This is a genomic window from Micromonospora rifamycinica (assembly GCF_900090265.1).
Lineage (GTDB): Bacteria > Actinomycetota > Actinomycetes > Mycobacteriales > Micromonosporaceae > Micromonospora > Micromonospora rifamycinica.
Map to the genome: position 1 here is coordinate 5,190,287 of NZ_LT607752.1, position 20,983 is coordinate 5,211,269.

15 protein-coding genes and 1 pseudogene are annotated in these 20,983 nt (G+C 75.4%); 13 read left to right on the top strand and 3 right to left on the bottom strand.

All coding sequences use genetic code 11. The features are described from left to right. Positions 1 to 1,245: 1,245 nt before the first annotated feature. From GA0070623_RS31700 to GA0070623_RS31470, 6 genes are all read left to right on the top strand, one after another. The gene (locus tag GA0070623_RS31700; protein WP_407938009.1) at positions 1,246 to 3,018 is read left to right on the top strand and encodes a hypothetical protein; all 1,773 of its coding nucleotides are present in this window, start codon (positions 1,246 to 1,248) and stop codon (positions 3,016 to 3,018) included. Positions 3,019 to 3,062: 44 nt separating this feature from the next. Beyond that, the gene (locus tag GA0070623_RS21705) at positions 3,063 to 4,058 is read left to right on the top strand and encodes an alpha/beta fold hydrolase (RefSeq protein WP_067314112.1); all 996 of its coding nucleotides are present in this window, start codon (positions 3,063 to 3,065) and stop codon (positions 4,056 to 4,058) included. Between the two features lie 5 nt (positions 4,059 to 4,063). Next, positions 4,064 to 5,086 carry a DUF3152 domain-containing protein gene (locus GA0070623_RS21710; protein WP_067314110.1) on the top strand — a complete coding sequence of 341 codons (1,023 nt, stop codon included), beginning with the start codon at positions 4,064 to 4,066 and terminating at the stop codon, positions 5,084 to 5,086. Between the two features lie 161 nt (positions 5,087 to 5,247). Then, positions 5,248 to 6,276, top strand: a complete 1,029-nt coding sequence (locus GA0070623_RS21715) for a DUF3152 domain-containing protein (RefSeq protein WP_331715188.1) — start codon at positions 5,248 to 5,250, stop codon at positions 6,274 to 6,276. Between the two features lie 41 nt (positions 6,277 to 6,317). After that, positions 6,318 to 7,568: an adenylyltransferase/sulfurtransferase MoeZ gene (moeZ, locus tag GA0070623_RS21720; RefSeq protein ID WP_172898537.1), complete on the top strand. Its 1,251-nt coding sequence runs from the start codon at positions 6,318 to 6,320 to the stop codon at positions 7,566 to 7,568. A 174-nt stretch (positions 7,569 to 7,742) separates the two neighbouring features. Further along, entirely contained in the window at positions 7,743 to 8,717 is a 975-nt protein-coding gene (locus tag GA0070623_RS31470; RefSeq protein ID WP_157517639.1) for a prenyltransferase/squalene oxidase repeat-containing protein, read from the top strand. Positions 8,718 to 8,736: 19 nt separating this feature from the next. Here GA0070623_RS31470 and GA0070623_RS21730 read toward each other — a convergent pair whose 3' ends face one another. Beyond that, positions 8,737 to 9,978: a glutamate-5-semialdehyde dehydrogenase gene (locus GA0070623_RS21730; RefSeq protein ID WP_067314106.1), complete on the bottom strand. Its 1,242-nt coding sequence runs from the start codon at positions 9,976 to 9,978 to the stop codon at positions 8,737 to 8,739. Positions 9,979 to 10,028: 50 nt separating this feature from the next. Beyond that, the gene (gene proB / locus GA0070623_RS21735) at positions 10,029 to 11,186 is read right to left on the bottom strand and encodes a glutamate 5-kinase (RefSeq protein ID WP_067314104.1); all 1,158 of its coding nucleotides are present in this window, start codon (positions 11,184 to 11,186) and stop codon (positions 10,029 to 10,031) included. A gap of 35 nt (positions 11,187 to 11,221) precedes the next feature. On the opposite strand from proB, the gene GA0070623_RS21740 reads away from it, so the two are divergent. From GA0070623_RS21740 to GA0070623_RS21765, 6 genes are all read left to right on the top strand, one after another. Continuing rightward, complete coding sequence (locus tag GA0070623_RS21740; RefSeq protein ID WP_067314102.1) at positions 11,222 to 11,536, top strand: MGMT family protein; 315 nt, start codon at positions 11,222 to 11,224, stop codon at positions 11,534 to 11,536. A 214-nt stretch (positions 11,537 to 11,750) separates the two neighbouring features. Then, a complete protein-coding gene (locus GA0070623_RS21745; protein ID WP_407937945.1) occupies positions 11,751 to 13,208 on the top strand; it encodes an MFS transporter in 1,458 nt (485 codons plus the stop codon). Next, on the top strand, positions 13,205 to 14,653 hold the full coding sequence (locus GA0070623_RS21750) for a pyridoxal phosphate-dependent decarboxylase family protein (protein WP_067315906.1): 1,449 nt from the start codon (positions 13,205 to 13,207) through the stop codon (positions 14,651 to 14,653). Before GA0070623_RS21745 ends, GA0070623_RS21750 begins: the two co-directional genes overlap by 4 nt. Positions 14,654 to 14,879: 226 nt before the next feature. Beyond that, complete coding sequence (locus GA0070623_RS21755) at positions 14,880 to 15,458, top strand: NADH-quinone oxidoreductase subunit B (protein WP_067315337.1); 579 nt, start codon at positions 14,880 to 14,882, stop codon at positions 15,456 to 15,458. A gap of 207 nt (positions 15,459 to 15,665) precedes the next feature. Beyond that, the gene (locus GA0070623_RS21760; RefSeq protein ID WP_067315335.1) at positions 15,666 to 17,552 is read left to right on the top strand and encodes a carboxypeptidase-like regulatory domain-containing protein; all 1,887 of its coding nucleotides are present in this window, start codon (positions 15,666 to 15,668) and stop codon (positions 17,550 to 17,552) included. A 128-nt stretch (positions 17,553 to 17,680) separates the two neighbouring features. Continuing rightward, positions 17,681 to 18,997 (top strand): DUF2252 domain-containing protein, encoded by a 1,317-nt coding sequence (locus tag GA0070623_RS21765; protein WP_067315339.1) that lies wholly within the window; start codon positions 17,681 to 17,683, stop codon positions 18,995 to 18,997. A 50-nt stretch (positions 18,998 to 19,047) separates the two neighbouring features. Here GA0070623_RS21765 and GA0070623_RS21770 read toward each other — a convergent pair whose 3' ends face one another. Continuing rightward, the gene (locus tag GA0070623_RS21770; RefSeq protein WP_067315333.1) at positions 19,048 to 20,094 is read right to left on the bottom strand and encodes a glucose 1-dehydrogenase; all 1,047 of its coding nucleotides are present in this window, start codon (positions 20,092 to 20,094) and stop codon (positions 19,048 to 19,050) included. A gap of 142 nt (positions 20,095 to 20,236) precedes the next feature. On the opposite strand from GA0070623_RS21770, the pseudogene GA0070623_RS21775 reads away from it, so the two are divergent. Then, positions 20,237 to 20,827, top strand: a pseudogene (locus GA0070623_RS21775) (NADH-quinone oxidoreductase subunit C); the annotation flags it as partial. Positions 20,828 to 20,983: the final 156 nt, after the last annotated feature.

Genomic DNA, 20,983 nt, shown 5'->3' on the forward strand with positions numbered 1-20,983 from the left:
GACCCCCGCGACTGGGACGGTCGCTTCCCGGCCGAGGGTGATCCGCCCGGCGGGGCCGACCGCTTCCCCCCGGGGGAGTCGACCGCCGACGCCCGGCCGGGTGCCGCCGAGCCGCCCGGCGGGAGCGGCGAATCCCGGGCCACCGAGCCGCGGGGTGTCGAGCCGCGGGGTGGGGACCGGCTGTCCGCCGAGCGTCGACCGGCCGCCCCCGGTGAGGAACCGGACTGGTCCGGCCCGAGTTGGAACCGGCCGAGCTGGGGCGGGACCTGGGCGCCCTCCTGGTCCCGGGACGAGGACCCGGCGGCCGGGCGACGTGGCCGGGCCGACCGGGCGGTGGAGTGGTCGGCCGAGCCGGCCCGCCCCTACGAACCGGTACGTGCCGAGCCGGCCCGCCCCTACCAGCCGGTACGCGCCGAGCCGGCCCGCCCGTACGAGCCGGTGCGCTCGGAGGTGCCCCGCCCGTATGAGCTGACCCGTTCCGAACCGGTCACCCCTCCCGCGTTGCCGGAGCCCACGCCGTCGGTGGCCGATCGGCCCGGCCGGGACGGGCCGACCGCTGACCGGGCGGCCCCGGGCCGCCCCGGTGCCGACCGCCCCGACCGGGATCGGCCGACGCGTGCCGGCCGTGACGACGAGCACCCGGATCCGGGCTGGCCCGCGCGTGTCGGCCGTGACGACGAGCCCGCCGAGTCGGGCTGGCCCGACCGTGCCGCCGACCGCCCCGAGTCGGGCTGGCCCGACCGTGCTGACGACCGCCCCGACCGGGATCGGCCGACGCGTACCGGCCGCGACGACGACCGCCCCGGGCGGGGCTGGCCCGCGCGTGCCGCTCGCGACGACGACCGGCCCGAGCGGGACTGGTCGGAGCGCGGCGGTCGACCGGAGCGGTCCGAACGGGACTGGTCCGATCGTGCCGGGGCGACCTGGTCCGACCGGGCCGACCGGGGTCGGGCGGGGCCGGGCTGGCCCGAGCGGGGCTGGTCCGAGCGGGCCGACGGCGACTGGTCCGACCGCTCGGAGGGGGACCGCGCCGAGGCCGACCGGGCGGAGCGGAGCTGGTCCGACCAGGCACAGCGGCCCGACCGTGACCGGTCGTCGGGTGTACAGCCCGCCCCGGAGCGCGTCCGCGCGGTGGACCGGGCTGCCGAACCGCCCCGGTGGACCACGGACCGTCCCACCGGCACACCATCCCCCGCGCTCTACGACGCGTCGGTCACCCCGCCGCCGCTGTCCCGCGACGAGTCGATCGGATCGCCACTGTCCCGCAACGATCCCGCCGCGCCGTCGTCGTCCCGTGTCGACCCGGCCGCGCCGCTGTCCCGTGTCGAGCCTGCCGGAGCGCCGTCGGCCCGCGACGAGCCGACCGGAGCGTCACCCTCCGGTGCCGGGCCGGTCGGGGCGCCGTCGGCGTCCGGCGGTGAGCGGAGCACCGGGCTGCCGGGCGTCGGCCGCGCCGACCAGCCGTTCCGGCTGCCCCGGGACGAACCCGCCGCGCGACCGGTCACCCCGCCGGCCGGCCGCGCCGATCAGCCGTTCCGGCTCCGGTCGGTGCCGGCCGAGCCGGTCAGCCCCGCCACCCCTCCCGGCCATCCGCCGGAGCCCCCCGTCGCCGCCCTCGGCACCCCCGCCATCGGCGGGCCGCGCCGGCTGGGCCAGATCCCGCCCGCGCCCGCACCGGTGGGCGTGCCCTCCTACGCGGCCCGCCGCTCCGCCCCCGACCCGCTGACCACGACCGAGCCGGTGGCGGACCAGCGGAGACCGGACCGGGGCACGGCGGTGCTGCCGCAGCGCGTCCCCGCCGAACCGGACGTGCCCGTCGTGCCGGAGCCGCCAGCCGTGGAGCCCCCCGCCGAGACCCCGGAACTCGCCCGCATCGCCACCCACCTGCGCCGGGACGACGAGCCCGCCCCGCTGCGGGAACGTCCCGAGGGCTTCGACGTCAACGCGATCCTGGACGCCGTACGCGAGGTGGCCGGTGTGCGGGACGCGGCGCTGCGTCGTACCCCGGCCGGGGCGCACAGCCTGCGGCTGGACCTGTCCGACGGGGCCGACCCGGCGGAGGTGAGCCGGCTGGTGGCCCGCCTGCTCCAGGAGCGGATGGGCCTCGCCGCGGCCCCGCAGAACCTGCCCGGTGAGCCGAGCGCCGCGGTGCCGCCACCGCTGCGCCGCCGTACCGGCGAACCGCGCCCGGGGGACGCGCGGGGCCGCGACGAGTCCGTCCCGTCGGCCCGCCGGGAGCCGAACCGTGGCGCACCGACCGGCCCCCGGCCGGTCGGTGCAGGTGAGCCGCCGGTCCCCGCCGGGGACCGGCCGGGCGGTGGTGCCGGGCCGCTGGCAGGGCAGCCGTCGGCCGGCCGGGAGGCCCTCACCGGCGGACCGGGCCGGGACGCCGAGGAAGCGCCGGCCGAGCAGTCGCCGACGGTGTCCGGGGTGCCCCGCCGACGTAGGCAGCCGACCGCCCACCGGGGTCGGGCCAGCGTGGAGGACGTCCCCGGCGCGCTGCTGCCGCCCACCGGGAGCCCGGCGACGCTCAACGCGTCGTACTCGGGCGGTGGGCAGATGACCACGACGGAGACCGCGCCCTCGCGACCGCTGGACACCGGCGGCGTGCCGGGGCCACGGGTGGTGATCGACCACGTCCAGGTCAGCACGTTCGGCCTGGACGCCAACGTCGAGGTACGCCTGCTCGCCGCCGGTGAGCCGGCGGCCGGGCACGCCACCGGACCGGCCGTGGACGGGTACGTGCTGCGGCTCTGCGCGGTGGCCGCCGCGGCGGCGGTGGACGAGCTGCTGCGGCACGCCGAGCGCACCGCCGAGCGGGGACGCTGCTTCGTCGAGCACGTCGCCGTGGTGCCGTTCGGCAACTGCGAGGTGGCGACCGTGGTGGTGCTGCTGGTCTGCGACGGCTGGGTGGAGCAGCTGGCGGGTTCGGCGCTGGTCGCCGGGGATCCGCGGCAGGCGGTGGTCCGGGCGACGCTGGCGGCGGTCAACCGTCGCCTCGAAGCGCTGCTCGCCTGAGCGGCACGTTGTCGGTACGGGGACGGGACGGGAACACTGCCGGTATGAAGCGCGCCGCCCTCTGGCCCGAGGAGCACCTGCCCCCGCACCGGCTGCCCCCACCCTGGCCCGGCCGGGCGGTACGGCTCGACGGCACGCTCACCTACGTGCGGGACACCCCGGCCACCGGGCCGGACGCGGAACCCGCGCTGTACGTGCACGGGTTGGGCGGCTCGTCACAGAACTGGACGGACCTCGCCGGCCTGCTCGCCGGCCGCCTCGACGGCCAGGCGATCGACCTGCCCGGCTTCGGTCGCAGCGAGCCGGGGCTGAGCTACACCATCCCGGCGTTCGCCGACCGGGTGGTGCGCTGGATCGAGCACTCCGGCCGGGGGCCGGTGCACCTGTTCGGCAACTCGTTGGGCGGGGCGGTCTCGGTGTACGTCGCCGGTCGCCGGCCGGACCTGGTGCGTACCCTGACCCTGATCTCGCCGGCCCTGCCGTTTTTGAACTTCGGCCGCTCGTTGCAGGGGCGGATGCTGCCGCTGCTGGCCATTCCGCGCGGGGAGCGGCTGGCCGCCTGGCGGCTGGCCCAGCTCGCCCCGGAGGTGATGGCACAGCAGGCGATGGAGGCGTGCGTGGCCGACCTCAGCCGGATCAGCGAGCAGCGCCGGCAGGAGGCGCTGGAGGAGATCCGGGTCCGTTACGAGGCGACCCACTACGCCGCCGCCTACGTGCGGACGTTCCGGGGGCTGGTGGCCAGTTTCCTGCGGTCGTACCTGCCGGGGCCGGGGTCGCTGTGGCGGATCGCCGCCGCGATCCGGGCGCCCACGCTGGTGGTGGGGGGCATGAAGGACCGGCTGGTGGACGTCCGGGTGGCCCCGCAGACGGCCCGGATCATCCCGGACAGCCGGTTGATGATGCTGGCCGGCGTCGGGCACGTGGCGCAGCTGGAGGTGCCGCGTACGGTGGCCCGCGCCGTGCTGCACCTGCTCGCCGAGGTGGCGGACGCGCCGCGGTCCGGCGGTGACGCGGAGTTGCGGCCCGACGTGGCAAGCTGACCCGAATGTCTGCGTTGCTGCGTAGTGGTCCGTGGTCGGTGCGCCTCGCCCGTCACCGGTCCGTCCTCTCCTGGTTCGCGTCCCTCGCCACCCGCCGGTGGCGTCCGGCGGCGCTGACGGCCGTGTTGCTGCTGGTCTCCGGTGGGCTGGCGGTCACCGCCGCTGCGGGGTCGGACGCCGGCCGCCTGGTCGCCCGGCCGGTGGCCACGTCGGGTGGTCCCGCCGGTGGCGTCGGATCCGCCGGTACCGGCTACGCCTCCGGGGTGGCCGGCGGCCCTGGTGACCTGGCTGTCGCCGGGCCGGGCGGCGGCTCCGGGCCGGTCGGCCCGGCCGGTGCGGCGACACCCGGTGCGCCGGCGGCGCAGGTGGCCGGTGGTGCGCAGGTGACCGGTGGTGCGGTCCCGACGACGACGGTGCCGGCGTTGGCGGTGTCCGGGCCGGTGCCGGCGAGCGGCCGGGGCACCCTCCGGTACGACGACCGGGCCGGGGTGACGCTGGGCCGGTCCGGCGGGGTGCAGCGGTACCGGGTGGCGGTGGAGAACGGCTCCGGCGAGGACGTCCGGGACTTCTCCGACCAGGTGCAGGCGGCGTTGGCCGGGCCGGGCAGCTGGGTGGACGGCGGCGGGTTGCGGCTGCGGCGGGTGCCGGGGAACGCGCCGTACGACTTCACCGTCCAGTTGGTGACCCGGAACACGGCGGCCCGACTGTGCCGGGCCGGGGGTGTGGACATCCGGGTCGGCGGTGTGCCGTACACGTCGTGCCGCGCGCCCGGCAAGGTGATCGTCAACCTGGACCGGTGGCGGTTGTCGGTGGCGCACTTCGTCCGGGCCGGGGTGCCGCTGGAGCGCTACCGGACGTACGTGGTGAACCACGAGGTGGGGCACCAGTTGGGGCATCGCCACGAGGACTGCCCGGGGCCGGGTCGGCCGGCGCCGGTGATGCAGCAGCAGTCGCTGTTCCTGGGGGGCTGCACGGCGAACCCGTGGCCCTACCTGAACGGCAGGCGGTACGCCGGCCCGGCCCGCTGAACCGTCCCGGTAGGGGGTGGTGGGGTTCGTCCCCCCGGCGGCGGCCCGGGGTACCCGGTGCGTCTTCCGACGGGTGGGACGGTTACCGACAACGTGAAACATCTTCTCGTAAGATGCGGCAATAGCGGGTATATGCCCGATTAGTCTGCCATGCTGGTCGGGTGAGCACCCCGACCGACTCCGCCGGCCACCCGGAGGCACCCGCCACCGAACGGCCCGACCCGTGGCACGGCGGGCCTGATGCCGACCCGTGGCACGGCGGGCCGTGCGCCCACCTGGAGGCCGGGCCGTGCGCCGACCCGTGGCACCGCGACCCGTGCGCCGACCGGGAGGTCGGGCCGTGGCGGGCCGACCCGCAGGCCGGGCCGGGGTGTGCCGGGCCGCGCCGCGCCGCCGCCCGGCACGGGAACCCGTACCGTCGGCGGCGGTTGCGGCGTCGTCGCCGGACCGTGCTGCTCGGCCTAGCCCTGGTCGGCCTCGGCGTGGGCGGGTTCGTCACGCTGCAGCCGGACGACCGGCCGGAGGACCCGGCGCGGGTCGCCGGGCGGTTGGCCGACGGGGCGGGCGGTGGCCGGCTGGCCGGCGGGGTGGCGGCGGAGCCGACCGGCGACCGCTATCCGCGCAGCGGCCCCGGCCGGTTCACCGCCGCCGACGGCCGCTCCGAGGTGGCCGGCTTCGACGGTCCGCTGTACCGCTACCGGGTCGAGGTGGAGCAGGGCAGCGGCCAGGACGTGGCCGGGTTCGCCGCCGCCGTGGACGCCACGCTGGGCGACCCGAACAGCTGGATCCGCTCCGGCGAACTGCGGTTCCAGCGGGTGCCGGAGGCCGTCGCCGCCGACTTCACCGTCTATCTGGCCACCCCGGCCACCTCGGAGCGGATGTGCGCCGAGGGCGGGCTGGACACCGAGGGCTACACCTCCTGCCGGCTGCCCGGCCGGGTGGTGATCAACCTGGCCCGCTGGATGGACGCGGTGCCGGACTACGGGGCGCCGCTGGCGGTCTACCGGACGTACGTGGTCAACCACGAGGTCGGCCACGAACTCGGCGAGGAGCACCAGGCCTGCCCCGGCCCCGGCGAGCCGGCCCCGGTGATGCAGCAGCAGACCTACGGGCTGGACGGCTGCGTGGCGAACGCCTGGCCGTACGTGGACGGCTCCCGCTACTCCGGCGACCTCGTCCCGGGTAGCTGAGATATTCCCGCTCCCGCATGTCGGACGGGGTGTCCCTGCTCATGGCCGAGGGGCCTCCCGGCGAGCGACAATGGCCCGGTTCGCCACCAGCCGATCCCGGGGAGTCCACCGTGTCGTTGCCCCCGCTCGTCGAACCCGCCGCCGAGCTGACCGTTGACGAGATCCGCCGCTACTCCCGCCACCTGATCATCCCCGACGTCGGGGTGCAGGGGCAGAAGCGGCTGAAGAACGCCCGGGTGCTCTGCGTCGGCGCCGGTGGTCTCGGCTCGCCGGCCCTGATGTACCTGGCCGCGGCGGGCGTCGGCACCCTCGGCATCATCGACTTCGACACCGTCGACGAGTCCAACCTCCAGCGCCAGATCATCCACGGCGTCTCCGACATCGGCCGGTCCAAGGCCGAGTCGGCAGCCGCGTCGATCCGCGAGATCAACCCGCTGGTCAACGTCGAGATCCACAACACCGCGCTGGACCGGGACAACGTCCGGGACATCTTCTCCGGCTACGACCTGATCGTCGACGGCACCGACAACTTCGCCACCCGCTACATGGTCAACGACGCGGCGGTGCTGCTCGGCAAGCCGTACGTCTGGGGGTCGATCTACCGCTTCGACGGCCAGGCGTCGGTCTTCTGGGCCGAGCACGGCCCCTGCTACCGCTGCCTCTACCCGGAGCCCCCGCCGCCGGGCATGGTGCCGTCCTGCGCCGAGGGCGGCGTGCTCGGCGTGCTCTGCGCGTCGATCGGCTCGATCCAGGTCAACGAGGCGATCAAGCTGCTCGCCGGGATCGGTGAGCCGCTGGTCGGCCGGCTGATGGTCTACGACGCGCTGGAGATGGAGTACCGCAAGATCAAGGTCCGCAAGGATCCGAACTGCGTGCTCTGCGGCGAGAACCCCACGGTCACCGACCTGCTGGAGGACTACGAGGACTTCTGCGGCGCGGTCTCCGAGGAGGCCCAGGAGGCGATCGTCGACTCGACCATCACCGCCGGCGAGCTGAAGGAGTGGCAGGACGCCGGCAAGGACATCTTCCTGGTCGACGTGCGGGAGCCCGCCGAGTACGAGATCGTCCGGATTCCCGGCTCCACCCTGATCCCCAAGGGCGAGATCATCTCCGGCGAGGCGCTGGCGAAGTTCCCGCAGGACCGGCAGGTCGTGCTGCACTGCAAGTCCGGGGTCCGCTCGGCCGAGGCGCTCGCCGCGCTGAAGGCGGCCGGGTTCCGCGACGCGGTGCACGTCCAGGGCGGGGTGCTCTCCTGGATCAAGCAGATCGATCCCTCGCTGCCCGCGTACTGAGGCCGGCGCCGGGGCAGGCGCTGCCCGCGTACTGAGGCCGGCGCTGCCCGGTTACCGACCGGCGACGGCGGGGCGCAACGGCGACGGGCCGGGGCCGGGGGCGGCGACGAACCGTCCCCGGCCCCGACCGATTCCCCGAGGCGGGATCGCCTTCGCGCCGGTAGCGTCTGCGGCGTGGTCGACTTGGATGCCGCGATCGGCTTCGTCGTGGCGCACGGTGACGCGGTGGACCGGGCCCGGCTGTCCCGGCTGCGCACCGGTGCGCCCGTACCCGATGAACTGCTCGACGCCGCTGAGGTGGGGCAGACCGCCGACGGCGGCTGGCCCGCCCTCCTCGGCGGCGACGTCCCGTCCGTGGACGCCACCTGCTTCCGCCTCAGCGAGCTGGACGATCTCGGGGCGCTCGGCCGACCGGCGGCCCGGCACGCGCTGGACTGGCTGGCCGCCCGGCAACTGCCCGACGGCGGCTGGGACGAGGACCCGCGGCTGGCCGGCAGCGCCCCCGAGTGGGCCACCCCGGGCGACCCGGAGGCCCGGCTCTACCTGACCGCCAATGCCGCCTTCTGGCTCAGCGTGGCCGGTCGGGACGCCCGTGCCGCCGGCCCGCTGGACCACCGCGTCGGCGGGGCGTACGCCGGGGTGGTGCAGGCGGCGGCGCAGGCCCTGGCCGGGCGGCTCGCCCCGGACGGCACCTGGCCGTCCTTCCTGGCCGCCGGCTGGCTCAGCGCGGCCGTGCTGCACCGTCAGCAGCTCTACTACGAGTCGGCCCGGATCCAGGCGGTGCTGGCCGAGCGGATGCCGGGGCTCTCCCCGGCCGACGTGGCCGCGCTGGCCGCCACGCTGCGCCGGGTCGAGGTGGGCGAGGAGCAGTGGGTGCTGGTGTCGGCCCGCAAGCGCCTCGCCGAGACCCAGCGCAGCGACGGCGGCTGGGACAGCGACGACGGCCACCAGTTCGACGTGCACACCACGCTCACCGCGATCCGCGCCTGCCGCCCGGTCGGGCCGGTCGCCCCGCCGGGGTCACCGGTCGCCCCGCCGGGGTCGCCGGTCCTCCCGCCGGGGTCACCGGTCGCCCCGCCGGGGTCGCCGGTGGTCCGGCGGCACCGGGTGGCCCCGCCGGCCGGCGACGAGGAGCCCGGCACCTGGTGACCCGGGGCGCGCGGGCGGCTCAGCGCAGGTGGCCGTCGCCGGTCACCACGTACTTGGTGGAGGTCAGCTCGGGCAGCCCCATCGGCCCCCGGGCGTGCAGCTTCTGGGTGGAGATGCCGATCTCCGCGCCGAAGCCGAACTCGCCGCCGTCGGTGAACCGGGTCGAGGCGTTCACCATCACCGCCGCCGCGTCCACCCGGGCCACGAACTCCCGGGCGGCGGACTGCGAGTCGGTGACGATCGCCTCGGTGTGGCCGGTGCCGTAGCGGCGGATGTGCGCCACCGCCGCGTCGAGCGAGTCGACCACGGCGACGGAGATGTCGGCCGAGAGGTACTCGGTGGCGAAGTCCTCGTCGGTGGCCGGCACCACGGCGGGGGAGTGGGCGGCGACCTCGGGGGAGCCGTGCACGGTCACCCCGGCCTCGGCGAACGCGGCCAGCACGACCGGCAGGAAGGTGTCGGCGACATCGGCGTGCACCAGCAGCGACTCGGCGGTGTTGCAGGTGGAGAGGCGCTGGGTCTTGGCGTTCAGCGTGATCGCCACCGCCTTGGCCGGGTCGGCGGCGGCGTCCACGTAGACGTGGCAGTTGCCCACCCCGGTCTCGATCACCGGCACCGTCGACTCCTCGACCACCGTCCGGATCAGCGACGCGCCGCCGCGCGGGATCAGCACGTCGACCAGGCCCCGGGCGCGCATCAGCTCCTTGACCGAGTCCCGCGAGCCGGCGTCGAGCAGCTGCACCGCGTCGGCGGGCAGCCCGGCCCCGGCCACCGCCTCGCGCAGCACCGTCACCAGCGCCGCGTTGGAGTGCGCGGCCGACGACGAGCCGCGCAGCAGGGCCGCGTTGCCGGACTTCAGGCAGATGCCGGCGGCGTCCACCGTCACGTTGGGGCGGGCCTCGTAGATGATGCCGACCACCCCGAACGGCACCCGGATCTGCCGTAGCTCCAGCCCGTTGGGCAGGGTCGAGCCGCGGACCACCTCGCCCACCGGGTCGGGCAGCGCCGCCATCTCGCGCAGCGCGTCGGCGATGCCCGCCACCCGGCTCGCGTCGAGCGCGAGCCGGTCCAGCACGGCCGCGCTCAGCCCGGCCTCCCGCCCGGCCGCCAGGTCCGCCTCGTTCGCGGTGAGGATCTCCGGTGTACGCGTCACCAGCGCGTCGGCCATCGCGACCAGCGCGCCGTCCTTGACGGTACGGGTGGCGACCGCGAGGGCCTCTGCCGCGTCCCGGGCCCGTCGGGCCTGCTCGACGACGCTCATTGCGTACTCCTTGGGAGGTCCGGAAGCGCCCGTGCCCCGGGCGCCTGATGTCACAGCAGTACCAGGTCGTCGCGGTGGACGACCTCGCGTTCGTACGCCGGGCCGAGCGCCGCGGCGAGTTCCCCGGTGGACCGGCCGAGCAGGCCGGGCAGCTCCACCGCGTCGTAGTTGACCAGCCCCCGGGCCACCGACGCGCCGTCGACGTCGACCAGGTCCACCGGATCCCCGGCGGTGAAGGTGCCGTCCACGGCGGTGATCCCGGCCGGCAGCAGCGACTTGCGCCGGCCCACCACGGCCTGCACCGCGCCCGGGTCGAGGTGCAGCCGGCCCCGGGGCGCGGTGGCGTGCGCCAGCCAGAACAGCCGGGCCGCCGGGCGTCGCCGGGCCGGGTGGAAGAACGTGCCCACCGGCGCGCCGGCCAGTGCGTCACCGGCCAGCGGGGCGGCGGTGAGCACCACCGGGATGCCGAAGCCGGTGGCGATCCGGGCGGCCTCCACCTTGGTGACCATGCCGCCGGTGCCGACGCCGGCTCGACCCGCGCCGCGGATGTCGATGCCGGCCAGGTCGGCCTCGCCGCGTACCTCGGTGATCCGGGTGCTGCCGGGGCGGGTCGGGCTCCCGGTCCAGAGCGCGTCGACGTCGGAGAGCAGGACCAGCAGGTCGGCGTCGACGAGGGCGGCGACCAGGGCGGCCAGCCGGTCGTTGTCGCCGAACCGGATCTCCTCGGTGGCGACCGTGTCGTTCTCGTTGACGATCGGCACCGCCCGCAGGTCGAGCAGCTTGCGCAGGGTCCGGTACGCGTTGCGGTAGTGCGTGCGCCGGGTCACGTCGTCGACGGTGAGCAGGACCTGTCCGACGGTGAGCCGGTGCCGGGCGAAGCCGGCCGCGTACCGGCCGATCAGCAGGCCCTGGCCGACGCTGGCGGCGGCCTGCTGGGTGGCCAGGTCCCGCGGGCGGCGGGGGAGCCCGAGCGGGGCGAGCCCGGCGGCGATCGCCCCGGAGGAGACCAGCACCACCTCGCGGCCGGCGGCGACGAGTGCGGCGAGGGCGTCCACCAGGGTGGCCACCCGGGCTTCGTCCAGGCCGCCGGTCGCGGTGGTCAGCGAGGACGAACCGATCTTGACGACGATCCGCCGGGCCTGGGTGACTGCTTCACGCACCCGCCCATTCTGCGTGGTCGGCCCCGACCGACCCCGCCGCGTTCCCATATCCTGGCCGGTCGGGACGCCTGAGGAGGCCGCTGGTGACACCTGAGGAGTACGTCGAGGCGGTGCTCGCGCTGGTCGAGCGGATTCCGCCGGGTCGGGTGATGTCCTACGGGGCGGTCGCCGACGCGCTCGCCGAACGGTCCGGGCGGGCCTCGGCCCGGCTGGTCGGCTCGATCATGGCCCGGCACGGGGCTGCGGTGCCCTGGTACCGGGTGGTGAACGCGGCGGGTCGGCTGCCACCCGGCCACGAGGTGCGGGCGCGGGCGCTGCTGCGGGCGGAGGGCTGCCCGCTGCGGGGTGCCGGGGTGGATCTGGATGCCGCCAAATGGTGGCCGGGTGAGGGGCGGTGACCAGGCGAGAACGTGAGTAACATTCGGCCGCATGGACGTGTCGCCGGCCGAGCCCGGCTCACCCCCCGCCGGCCCCCCACCGGCCGCTACCGGCGTGCCCGGGTCAACCGGCGCGGCGTTCCCCGCCGGCCCGCCGTCGGCCGGTGCGGCGTCCTCCGGCGTTCTGCCGCCGGTCGGTGCGGCGTCCTCCGGCGTTCTGCCGTCGGCTGGCGCGGTGTCTCCCGCCGCCCCGCCGTCGGCCGGCGCGGCCCTGCCGCGTCGGGTGCACGCCGGCTACGCGCTCGGCTCGCTGGCCACCGGGGCGTTCGGCACCGTGCCCGGGTTGCTGCTGCTGCCCTATCTGACCGACACCCTCGGGGTGGCCGCCGGGCTGGCCGCCCTGCTGGTGCTGCTGCCCAAGGCGTGGGACGTGCTGGTCAACCCGGTGGCCGGGCGGATCTCCGACCGGACCCGCTCCCCGCTGGGGCCGCGCCGGCCATGGCTGCTCGGTGCCGGGCTCGCCCTGGCGGTGCTCTTCGCCGCGATCTTCGCGGCCCCGTTCGGGGTCGGGCCGGCCGCCGGGGCGTACGTGGCCGTGGCCTTCCTCGCCACCGCCACCGCGTTCGCCTTCTTCCAGGTCCCGTACGTGGCGATGCCGGCCGAGCTGACCGACGACGCGGCGGAGCGTACCCGGCTGATGAGCTGGCGGGTCGCGGTGCTGGCGCTGGCCATCCTGATCTCCGGCGCGGTGGCCCCGATCGTGGTGACGGCGGGCGGCGAGGGGCTGGCCGGGCACCGCTGGATGGGGGTGTTCGTCGCCGCGCTGATCGCGCTCGGCGCGCTCGGCGCGTTCCTCGGCACCCGCTCGGCGGCGACCGGCACGGTGACCGCGACCGAGCCGACGCTGCGCGCCCAGCTCGCCGTGGTCGCCGCCGACCGCCCGTTCCGGGCGCTGCTGCTCTGCTTCGTGATCCAGTCCGCCGGGGTGGCGACGATCCTGGCCGGGGTCAGCTACTTCGCCGCCCAGATCCTGCGGGATCCGACCACCGGCCCGACCGTGCTGTTCGCCTGCTTCGTCGGGCCGGCGCTGCTGGTGATGCCGCTGTGGACCCGGCTCGGCGCGCGACTGGGCAAGAAGACCGCGCTGGTCGCCGCCTCGCTGCTGCTGGCCGCCGGCGCGGCGGTCCTGGTGGCCGCGCCGGTGCTGCCCGCCGCCGCCGTCTACGCGGTGGTCGCGCTGCTCGGGGTCGGGTACGCCGGCCAGCAGGTCTTCGCGCTCGCCCTGCTCCCCGACTGTGTGGCCGCCTCGACCGCGCGCACCGGCCGACGCCAGGCCGGCGTCTTCACCGGCCTCTGGACCGCCGGCGAAACCCTGGGTCTGGCCCTGGGCCCCGGCATCTACGGCCTGGCCCTGGCCCTGTCCGGCTACGTCTCCTCAGCCACCGGCACCGCCGCCCCCCAACCCCCCACCGCCCGCCTGGGCGTCCTCCTGGCCTTCACAGTCCTCCCAGCCCTCCTCATCGCCCCCGCCACCCTCCTCCTCCGCCCCCACCCCTACCTCCCCACCCCCACCCCTCCCACCCCCACCCCTCCCACCCCCACCCCTCCCACCCCCACCCGCCCCGTCGATCAAGGACTTGTGGCGGGGACGAAAGCCGCGAAAATCCACGGAAAGGCCACCACAAGTCCATGATCGACGAAACCGGGGTGCCTGCGGAGCGGGTGCTGGATGAGATTCGGCAGTTGCGGGCGGGGGATCGGCCGGTGCATGGGGGGCGGTTGTTCGCCTATGTGTACGACTCGGGGGTCGGGGGGCTTGATGCGTTGGCGGGGGCGGCCTATGCGGAGAGCGCGCATGTCAACGGGTTGGATCCGACGGCGTTCCCGTCTCTGCTGGCTATGGAGAACTGGCTGGTGGGGGCGGCCGGCGGGCTGCTCGGGGGTGGGCCGGGCAGCGCCGCACCGGACATGGTGGGCAGTGTCACCAGCGGCGGGACCGAGTCGCTGATCCTGGCCGTCAAGGCGGCCCGGGACGCCCGCCCGGAGCTGACCGCACCCCGGATCGTGGTGCCGGCCAGCGGGCACGCCGCCTTCGCCAAGGCCGCCCACCTGCTCCGGGTCGCCCTCGACACGGTCGCCGTCGACCCGGTGACCCTGCGCCCGTCGGTGGCCGACGTGGCCGCCGCGATCCGCCCGGAGACGGTGCTGGTGGCCTGCTCCGCCCCGTCGTACGCGCACGGGGTGGTCGATCCGGTCGCCGGGATCGCGCGGGTCGCGGCGGCAGCCGGGGTGCGCTGCCACGTGGACGCCTGCTTCGGCGGCTGGACCCTGCCCTACCTGCGTCGCCTCGGCGTGCCGGTGCCGCCGTTCGACTTCACCGTCGCCGGGGTCACCTCGATCTCCGTCGACCTGCACAAGTACGCGTACGCCCCGAAGGGCGTCTCGGTGCTGCTGCACCGGGACGCGACGCTGCGCGCCCCGCAGTTCTTCGCGTACGCCGACTGGCCCGGCTACACGATGGTCAACCCGGTGCTCGCCTCGACCCGCTCGGGTGGCCCGATCGCCGCCGCGTACGCCACCCTGCGGCACCTCGGCGACGACGGCTACCTGCGGCTCGCCGCGGCGACCCGGGAGGCGGTCGACGCCCTGGCCGCGGCCGTCCGTGGGGTCGACGGGTTGCGGCTGATGGCCGAGCCGGAGGCCACCGTGGTCTGCTTCACCGGCACCGATCCGGCGCTCGACCTCTTCGTGCTGGTCGACGAGCTGACCGCCCGGGGCTGGCACACCCAGCCCCAGCTCCGGTACGCCGACCTGCCCGCCAGCGTGCACCTCACGGTGACCGCCTCGGTGACGCCCCGGGTGGCCGAGTTCGGCCCGGACCTGGCCGCCGCGGTGGCCGCCGCCCGCCGGGCCGGGCCGGTCGAGCTGCCCGCCGAGCTGGTCGCCCTGGCCGGGTCGCTGACCCCGGAGGCGCTCACCCCGGAGCTGGTCGCCGGGCTCGCCGCCGGCCTGGGGCTCGGTGCCGGGCCGCCGGACCGGACGGCGGTGGTGAACACCCTGCTCGACGCCGCCCCCGCCGCGCTGCGGGAGCGCCTACTGGTGGAGTTCGTCAGTCTCCTGCAACACCCCACCTGGTAACCCACCCCACCCCACCCACCCACCCCACCCGGTTTAGCTCGGTGATCAAGAGGTCTGGGTCAACGTTCGGTGTGGAGGTGACACAAACCTCTTGATCACCGGGGCCAGCCGGGGCGCCGGAGGAGCGCCGGCCAGCGCGGGGGGCTACGTCGGGCGGCTACGTCGGGCGGCTGTGGTTGACTGTTCGTCGGGGAACGGGTGTGGTCGGACGGGACGGGAGGCGGTCGTGCAGGTGCCGGGAGTGCTCGGCGAGCCGATCCGGTTCGTCCTCAACTGGGGCCGCCGCTACTCGCTCTGGGTGTTCAACTTCGGCCTGGCCTGCTGCGCGATCGAGTTCATCGCCACCAGTATGGGCCGGCACGACTTCATCCGGCTGGGCGTGATCCCGTTCGCCCACGGCCCCCGGCAGGCCGACCTGATGGTGGTCTCCGGCACGGTGACCGACAAGATGGCCCCGGCGATCAAGCGGCTGTACGACCAGATGCCCGAGCCGAAGTACGTGATCTCCTTCGGCGCCTGCTCCAACTGCGGCGGCCCGTACTGGGACTCGTACTCGGTGACCAAGGGGGTGGACCAGCTCATCCCGGTCGACGTCTACGTGCCCGGCTGCCCGCCCCGGCCGGAGGCGCTGCTGCACGGCATCCTCCGCCTCCAGGAGCGGATCGCCGCCGAGCAGTCCGGCATCGGCGGCGTGGACCGCACCGACCCGCTGGCCCCACCCGCCGACGTCACGCCCGCCGACGGCGGCCCGCCGCGCCCGGTCGAGTCGCTCACCGCACCCCCGGTCCGCCCGCCGGCCGGCTGACTGGTCGCCCTGGTCACCGGTCCTCGGCCGGCTGACCGTTCCGCCCGGTCACCGACCCGCCCGAGGTGTCCCGGTCCCCGGCCGCCATCGGGAGCCGGGCGGCGATCCGGCGACGGCCACGGATCGCGGCCGACCGGTGCCGCGGACGAACCGACAGGATGATCTTCAATGTCGGCGGTCGTCGCTATCTTGCGGGGCATGATATCGATGCGAGCCACGGGGGCCGCTCTCCTTGCGGCGCTCGCCACCGCCACACTCCTGGCGGCTCCGGCCGCCGCCGCCACCGCCGGGTACACCGGGGTGGTCAGCGATCCCGACGGCGTGCCCGTCCCGAACGCCTGTTTCGCCGTACACACCTCACCCACCGACGTCGTCGCCGAGCACTGCACGGACGCCGACGGCCGGTACACCCTCCCCAGCCCGGGCGGCACCGCGACCTACAAGGTGCGGATGCACGCCGCCGGCCTGCGCACCGAGTGGTGGTACCACGCCCCCGACCATCTGAACGCGGACTCGGTCTACTTCCCCCCGGACGAGCTGATCGAACGGAACTTCACCCTCGGTCGCGGCTCGGCCGGCATCAGCGGCACGATCACCGACGAGAACGGCGTGGCCACCGACGCCACCGTCACGGTGTACGGGGTGGACTTCTACTACGAGGCCATCGCCTACACCTGGGACCTGGGCGCGGGCCGGTACGCCCTGCGCGACCTGCCGCCCGGCCGCTACCGGATCTCGGTGTCGGACAACGTGCGCGGCTTCCAGTGGGTGCCGGGGAAGGAGAGCCAGGAGGAGGGGACGGTGTTCACCCTGGCCGACGGGGACGCGCTGGTGGTGGACGAGAGCTTCCTGCCGATGGGCTCGGTCGAGGCGCGGGTCACCGACGCGGTGACCGGCCTGCCGGTGCCCCGGCCCTGCCTGAGCGTGCTGTCGACCGGTGGCAACGACGCGGACGCCTGTGGCGTCGACGGGGTGGTCCGGGTGCCCCGGGTCCGGCCCGGCTTCTGGAAGCTCTCCGTCACCGGCGGGGCGTCGTACTTCAGCCTCGACGAGACGCCGGACTACTACGAGATCACCCGGGGGCAGCTCACCCGGGTCGCGTTCCAGCTGCGTCCCGGTGCGGCGGTCACCACGTCCGTACTGGACGCGGCGACCGGCGAGCCGGCCGAGGACATCTGCGTCCGGACGGTCCGGCCGAGGGGCGGCGGCCAGTCCGCCCGGATGGGCAGCACCTGCGCCGGGGACGACGGCCGGCTGGCGATCGGCCCGTTCTCCACCGCGGAGACCTTCCAGCTCTACGCCTACCAGGCGGTCCACCCGTGGGTGCCGCCCACCAAGCGGTACGGGAGCCAGTGGGTCACCGCCGACGGGGGCAGCGGGGACCAGCGGGAGGCGCTGACCGTCACCCTGAAGCCGGGGCAGACGATCACCATTCCGACGATCCGGATGGACCCGCCGGGCAGCCTCACCGGCACGGTCCGCAACCCGGCCGGCGCGGCGGTCCCCGGGATCTGCACCTACCCGTTCGCCTTCCACCCCGGCCAGGGCTCGGCCTTCGGCGCGAACTGCACCAACGCGCAGGGCCGGTACACGATCACCGACCTGGGGCCGTACCGCTGGCCGGTGGAGTTCACCCCGCTGGCCAACACCGGGTACGCCTGGCAGTGGTCCGGGGACGTCGCGGACCGGTTCTCCGCCACGCTCACCCCGGTCACCGCCGGGGGCACCGCGACCATGGACGCCACGCTGGCCGCTGGTGGCGTGCTGGCCGGGCGGGTGACCGAGGGCACCGGCCCGGTGGACGCGGGCTACGTCTGGACGTACCACGCGCGGACGGGGGACATCGCCAGCCCGTCGTACGCCTATGTCTCAAGGGACGGCACCTTCAGCCTCCCCGGCCACCGCACCCAGGACGTCTACGTCGAGTACGCGGACACCGAACGGAGCTGCTGGTACGGCGCCCCGGGCCGTAACCCGATTCCGGTCGCGGTACGGGCCGGGGCGACCACCACCGTCACGGCCGACATGACCCGTACCTGCGCACGCGCGCCGCTGGTGGCGTCCCAGACGAGGGCGGCCGACAGCCTGCGCTGAGCGTCGGCCGGCCGGGTGGCCAGGTGGGTCCGTCCCGCCGTCCCGGGCCACCCGGCCGGCTGAACGCCCTCCCGGGCCACCCGGCCGGCCGAGCGCCCCGCTGGCGGGCGGGGATTAGCGTGCGCTTCATGACCGACTCTGCGGACAAGCGTTCCGCCTTCATCGTCGACGTGCTGACCGAGGAGTTCGGCGCGTCGATGGCGCTCGACCCGGCGGCGTTCCGCCGCAAGTTCCGCAAGATGGCCGCCTCGCCGTTCGCCTTCTACCGGGGCAGCGCCGCCCTGTTCTACGCCGACCAGCGCGGCGGGTTCGCCGACGACGCGTTCCTCGACGAGCGGACCAGCCGGGTGTGGATCCACGGCGACCTGCACGCGGAGAACTTCGGCACCTACATGAACGGCTCCGGGCACCTGGTGTTCAACGTCAACGACTTCGACGAGGCGTACGTCGGGCCGTTCTCCTGGGACCTCAAGCGGCTGGCCGCCAGCGTGGCGCTGCTCGGCTACGCCAAGGCGCTGTCGGACCGGGCGATCGGCGAGCTGGTCACCGGGTTCGCCCGGTCCTACCTGACCGAGCTGCGGGCCATCGCCGCCGGTGGGGACGACGCGATCGGCTCGATCACCCTGGACAACGCCGACGGGGTGCTGCGCCGGGTGCTCCAGCAGGCCCGGCTGAACACCCGGGTCGACCTGCTGGCCGCGCAGACCACCGTCGACAACTACGAGCGGCGGTTCGCCCTCGGCGACGGGGTGTACGAGATCGACGGGGAGACCCGGGAGCGGGTCTGCGCCGCGTTCACCGGGTACCTGGACACGCTGCCCGAGGCGACGGCCCGGCTGCGTCCGGTCGCCACCCAGATCAAGGACGTGGTGCTGCGCAAGGGGGTGGGCATCGGCTCGGCCGGGCTGCCGTCGTACAACCTGCTGCTGGAGGGGCACACCGAGGCCCTGGAGAACGACGTGGTCATCTACATGAAGCAGGCGCAGGTGCCGGCGGTGGCCCGGCACATCGACGACGAGCGGGTCCGGGGCTACTTCCGGCACCAGGGGCACCGGACGGCCGAGTCGCAACGGGCGTTGCAGGCGCACGCCGACCCGTGGCTGGGCTTCACCGAGCTGGACGGGGCCGGTCAGCTCGTCGCCGAGGTCTCCCCGTACGCCGCCGACCTGGACTGGTCGGACGTCAACGAGCCCGAGGAACTGGCCGGGGTGCTCGCCGACCTGGGCCGGGCGGTGGCGCGGATGCACTCGGTGGCCGACGACGAGTCCAGCCACGACCTGGTGGACTACTCCACCGAGGAGGCGATCGTCGCGGCGGTCGGCGACGACACCGACGGCTTCGTCGGGCACCTGGTCGAGTTCGCCCACCGGTACGGCGTGCAGGCCCGCACCGATCACCAGCTCTTCGTCGACCTGTTCCGCAACGGCCGGCTGCCCGGCATCTGAGCCGGCCCGGTGCGGCGCCCGGTGCACGTCGGGCGGTCGCCGGTCGACGTTCACCGGTCGAACTCCAGCACCACCTTGATGTCGTCGTCGGTGTGGGCGTACGCCTGGGCGTACGCCGACACCGGCACCCGGCGGGTGATCAGCGCGTTCAGCCAGGACTGGTCGGCCCGGGTGAGGGCCTGGGCGGCCGTCTCCCAGTGCCGCCGGTTGGCGTTGACCGAGCCGAAGACCACGTTGTTCTCCAGCACCAGCGCCCGGTTGAGCGCCCCGGCGTCGAAGTCGATGGTCCGGCCCCCGCTGGAGACGCCGGTGAGGCAGACGATCCCGGCCGGGCCGACCTTGCACATGGCGTCCAGCACCACCGTCGGCGCTCCGGTGCACTCGACCACCACGTCCGGCTCGAAGTCCAGGTCGTTCACCGGCACCGCGTGGTACGTCGCACCGAGCGCCCGGACCAGGTCCGGCTTCGGCCCGGTGGTGTTGCGGTCCAGCACGTGCACCGACAGCCCCCGCTGGACGGCCAGCAGGGCCGCCAGCAGCCCGATCGGCCCGGCGCCGGTGACCAGCACGGTCTGCGGTTTCCACTCGGCGCGGGTGCCGATCCGGGAGATGTGGTCCCACGCCTTCGCCACCACGCTGGCCGGTTCCAGCAGCATGCCGACCGGGGTGAGGACCGGGTCGAGCCCGACCGCGAACTTGGGCTGCACCCGCCAGCGGTCCCGGGCGAAACCGGAAAGCCCCTTGATCCCGTGCTCGGTGTACCGGCCGTTGCGGCACATGTCCCACTCGTCGACCGCGCAGTTCGGGCAGGGCACCGGGTCGGGGTGCCGGACGATGCCGGCCACCAGGTCGCCGGCTTGCAGGGTGCCGGACGGGTCCTCCAGCACCCGGCCGAGCGACTCGTGGCCGAGCACCAGCTCCCGCTGGCCGGGCGGGGCCTCGCCGTAGTCCCCGGAGATGATCTCCTGGTCGGTGCCGCAGATGCCGACGGCGAGCGCCTCGACCAGGATGGCGCCCTCCTCGGCCGCCGGCTCCGGCCAGTCCTGCACCAGCCGCAGCGAGTCGCGGACCCCGGGAGTCACCGTCACAGCGCGCACGGTCCCATCTTTCCCCGCCCCGCCCCGGCCCGCCCGGCAAAGCGGCAGATGCCGGGCCGCTCACCTCATCCAGGCACCCGTCGGGCGCGGACGACCGGACGGGCGCACCCGGGGCCGGGGTGGCGGCCATAGGATCGACCGCATGACTCCGGAAGAGGTCGGTCGGCGGGTGGTCGCGCTGCTCGCGCCGGTCGAGGCGACCGCGTCGGTGTCCGGTGGGCAGGCCCATGCCCGGGGCACCGTCGACGTACCCCCGACGGCCTGGGCGGACACGCTCCGCGCGGTCCGCGACGACGCCGAGCTGGCCTGTGACTTCTTCGACTGGCTCTCCGCGGTCGACGAGCTGGCCGGCGGCTTCGACATCGTGGTCCACCTCTGGTCGACCCGGCACCGGCACGGGGTGCTGCTGCGGACCCGGGTGCCCAGGGAGACCCCGACGGTGGCGTCGGTGGTCGACGTCTTCCCCGGGGCGGCCTGGCACGAGCGGGAGACCCACGAGATGTTCGGCGTGGATTTCTCCGGCCACCGGGGGTTGACCCCGCTGCTGCTTCCGCCGGAGTTCGAGGGTCACCCGTTGCGTAAGGAGTTCGTGCTCGCCTCCCGGGTGGCGAAGCCGTGGCCGGGGGCGAAGGAACCGGGCGAGTCGGAGGCCGGTGGGGGTCGCCGGGCGGTCCGCCCGCCCGGGGTGCCCGCCCCGGGCGAGTGGGGCACGGTGCCGGCCCCGGCCGGGCCGGTGACAGTGGGTGACGGGCCGCGCGGCGGTCCGGCCCGCACGCCCCGGGAGCGGCCGGCCCGGCCCGCGGGGGCCGCCCCGCCGCGTACCCCCGGCTCCGACGCGGCCGGCGACGGCCCGGCACGCGACGACCGGGGCGGCGACGAGGGGGGTACG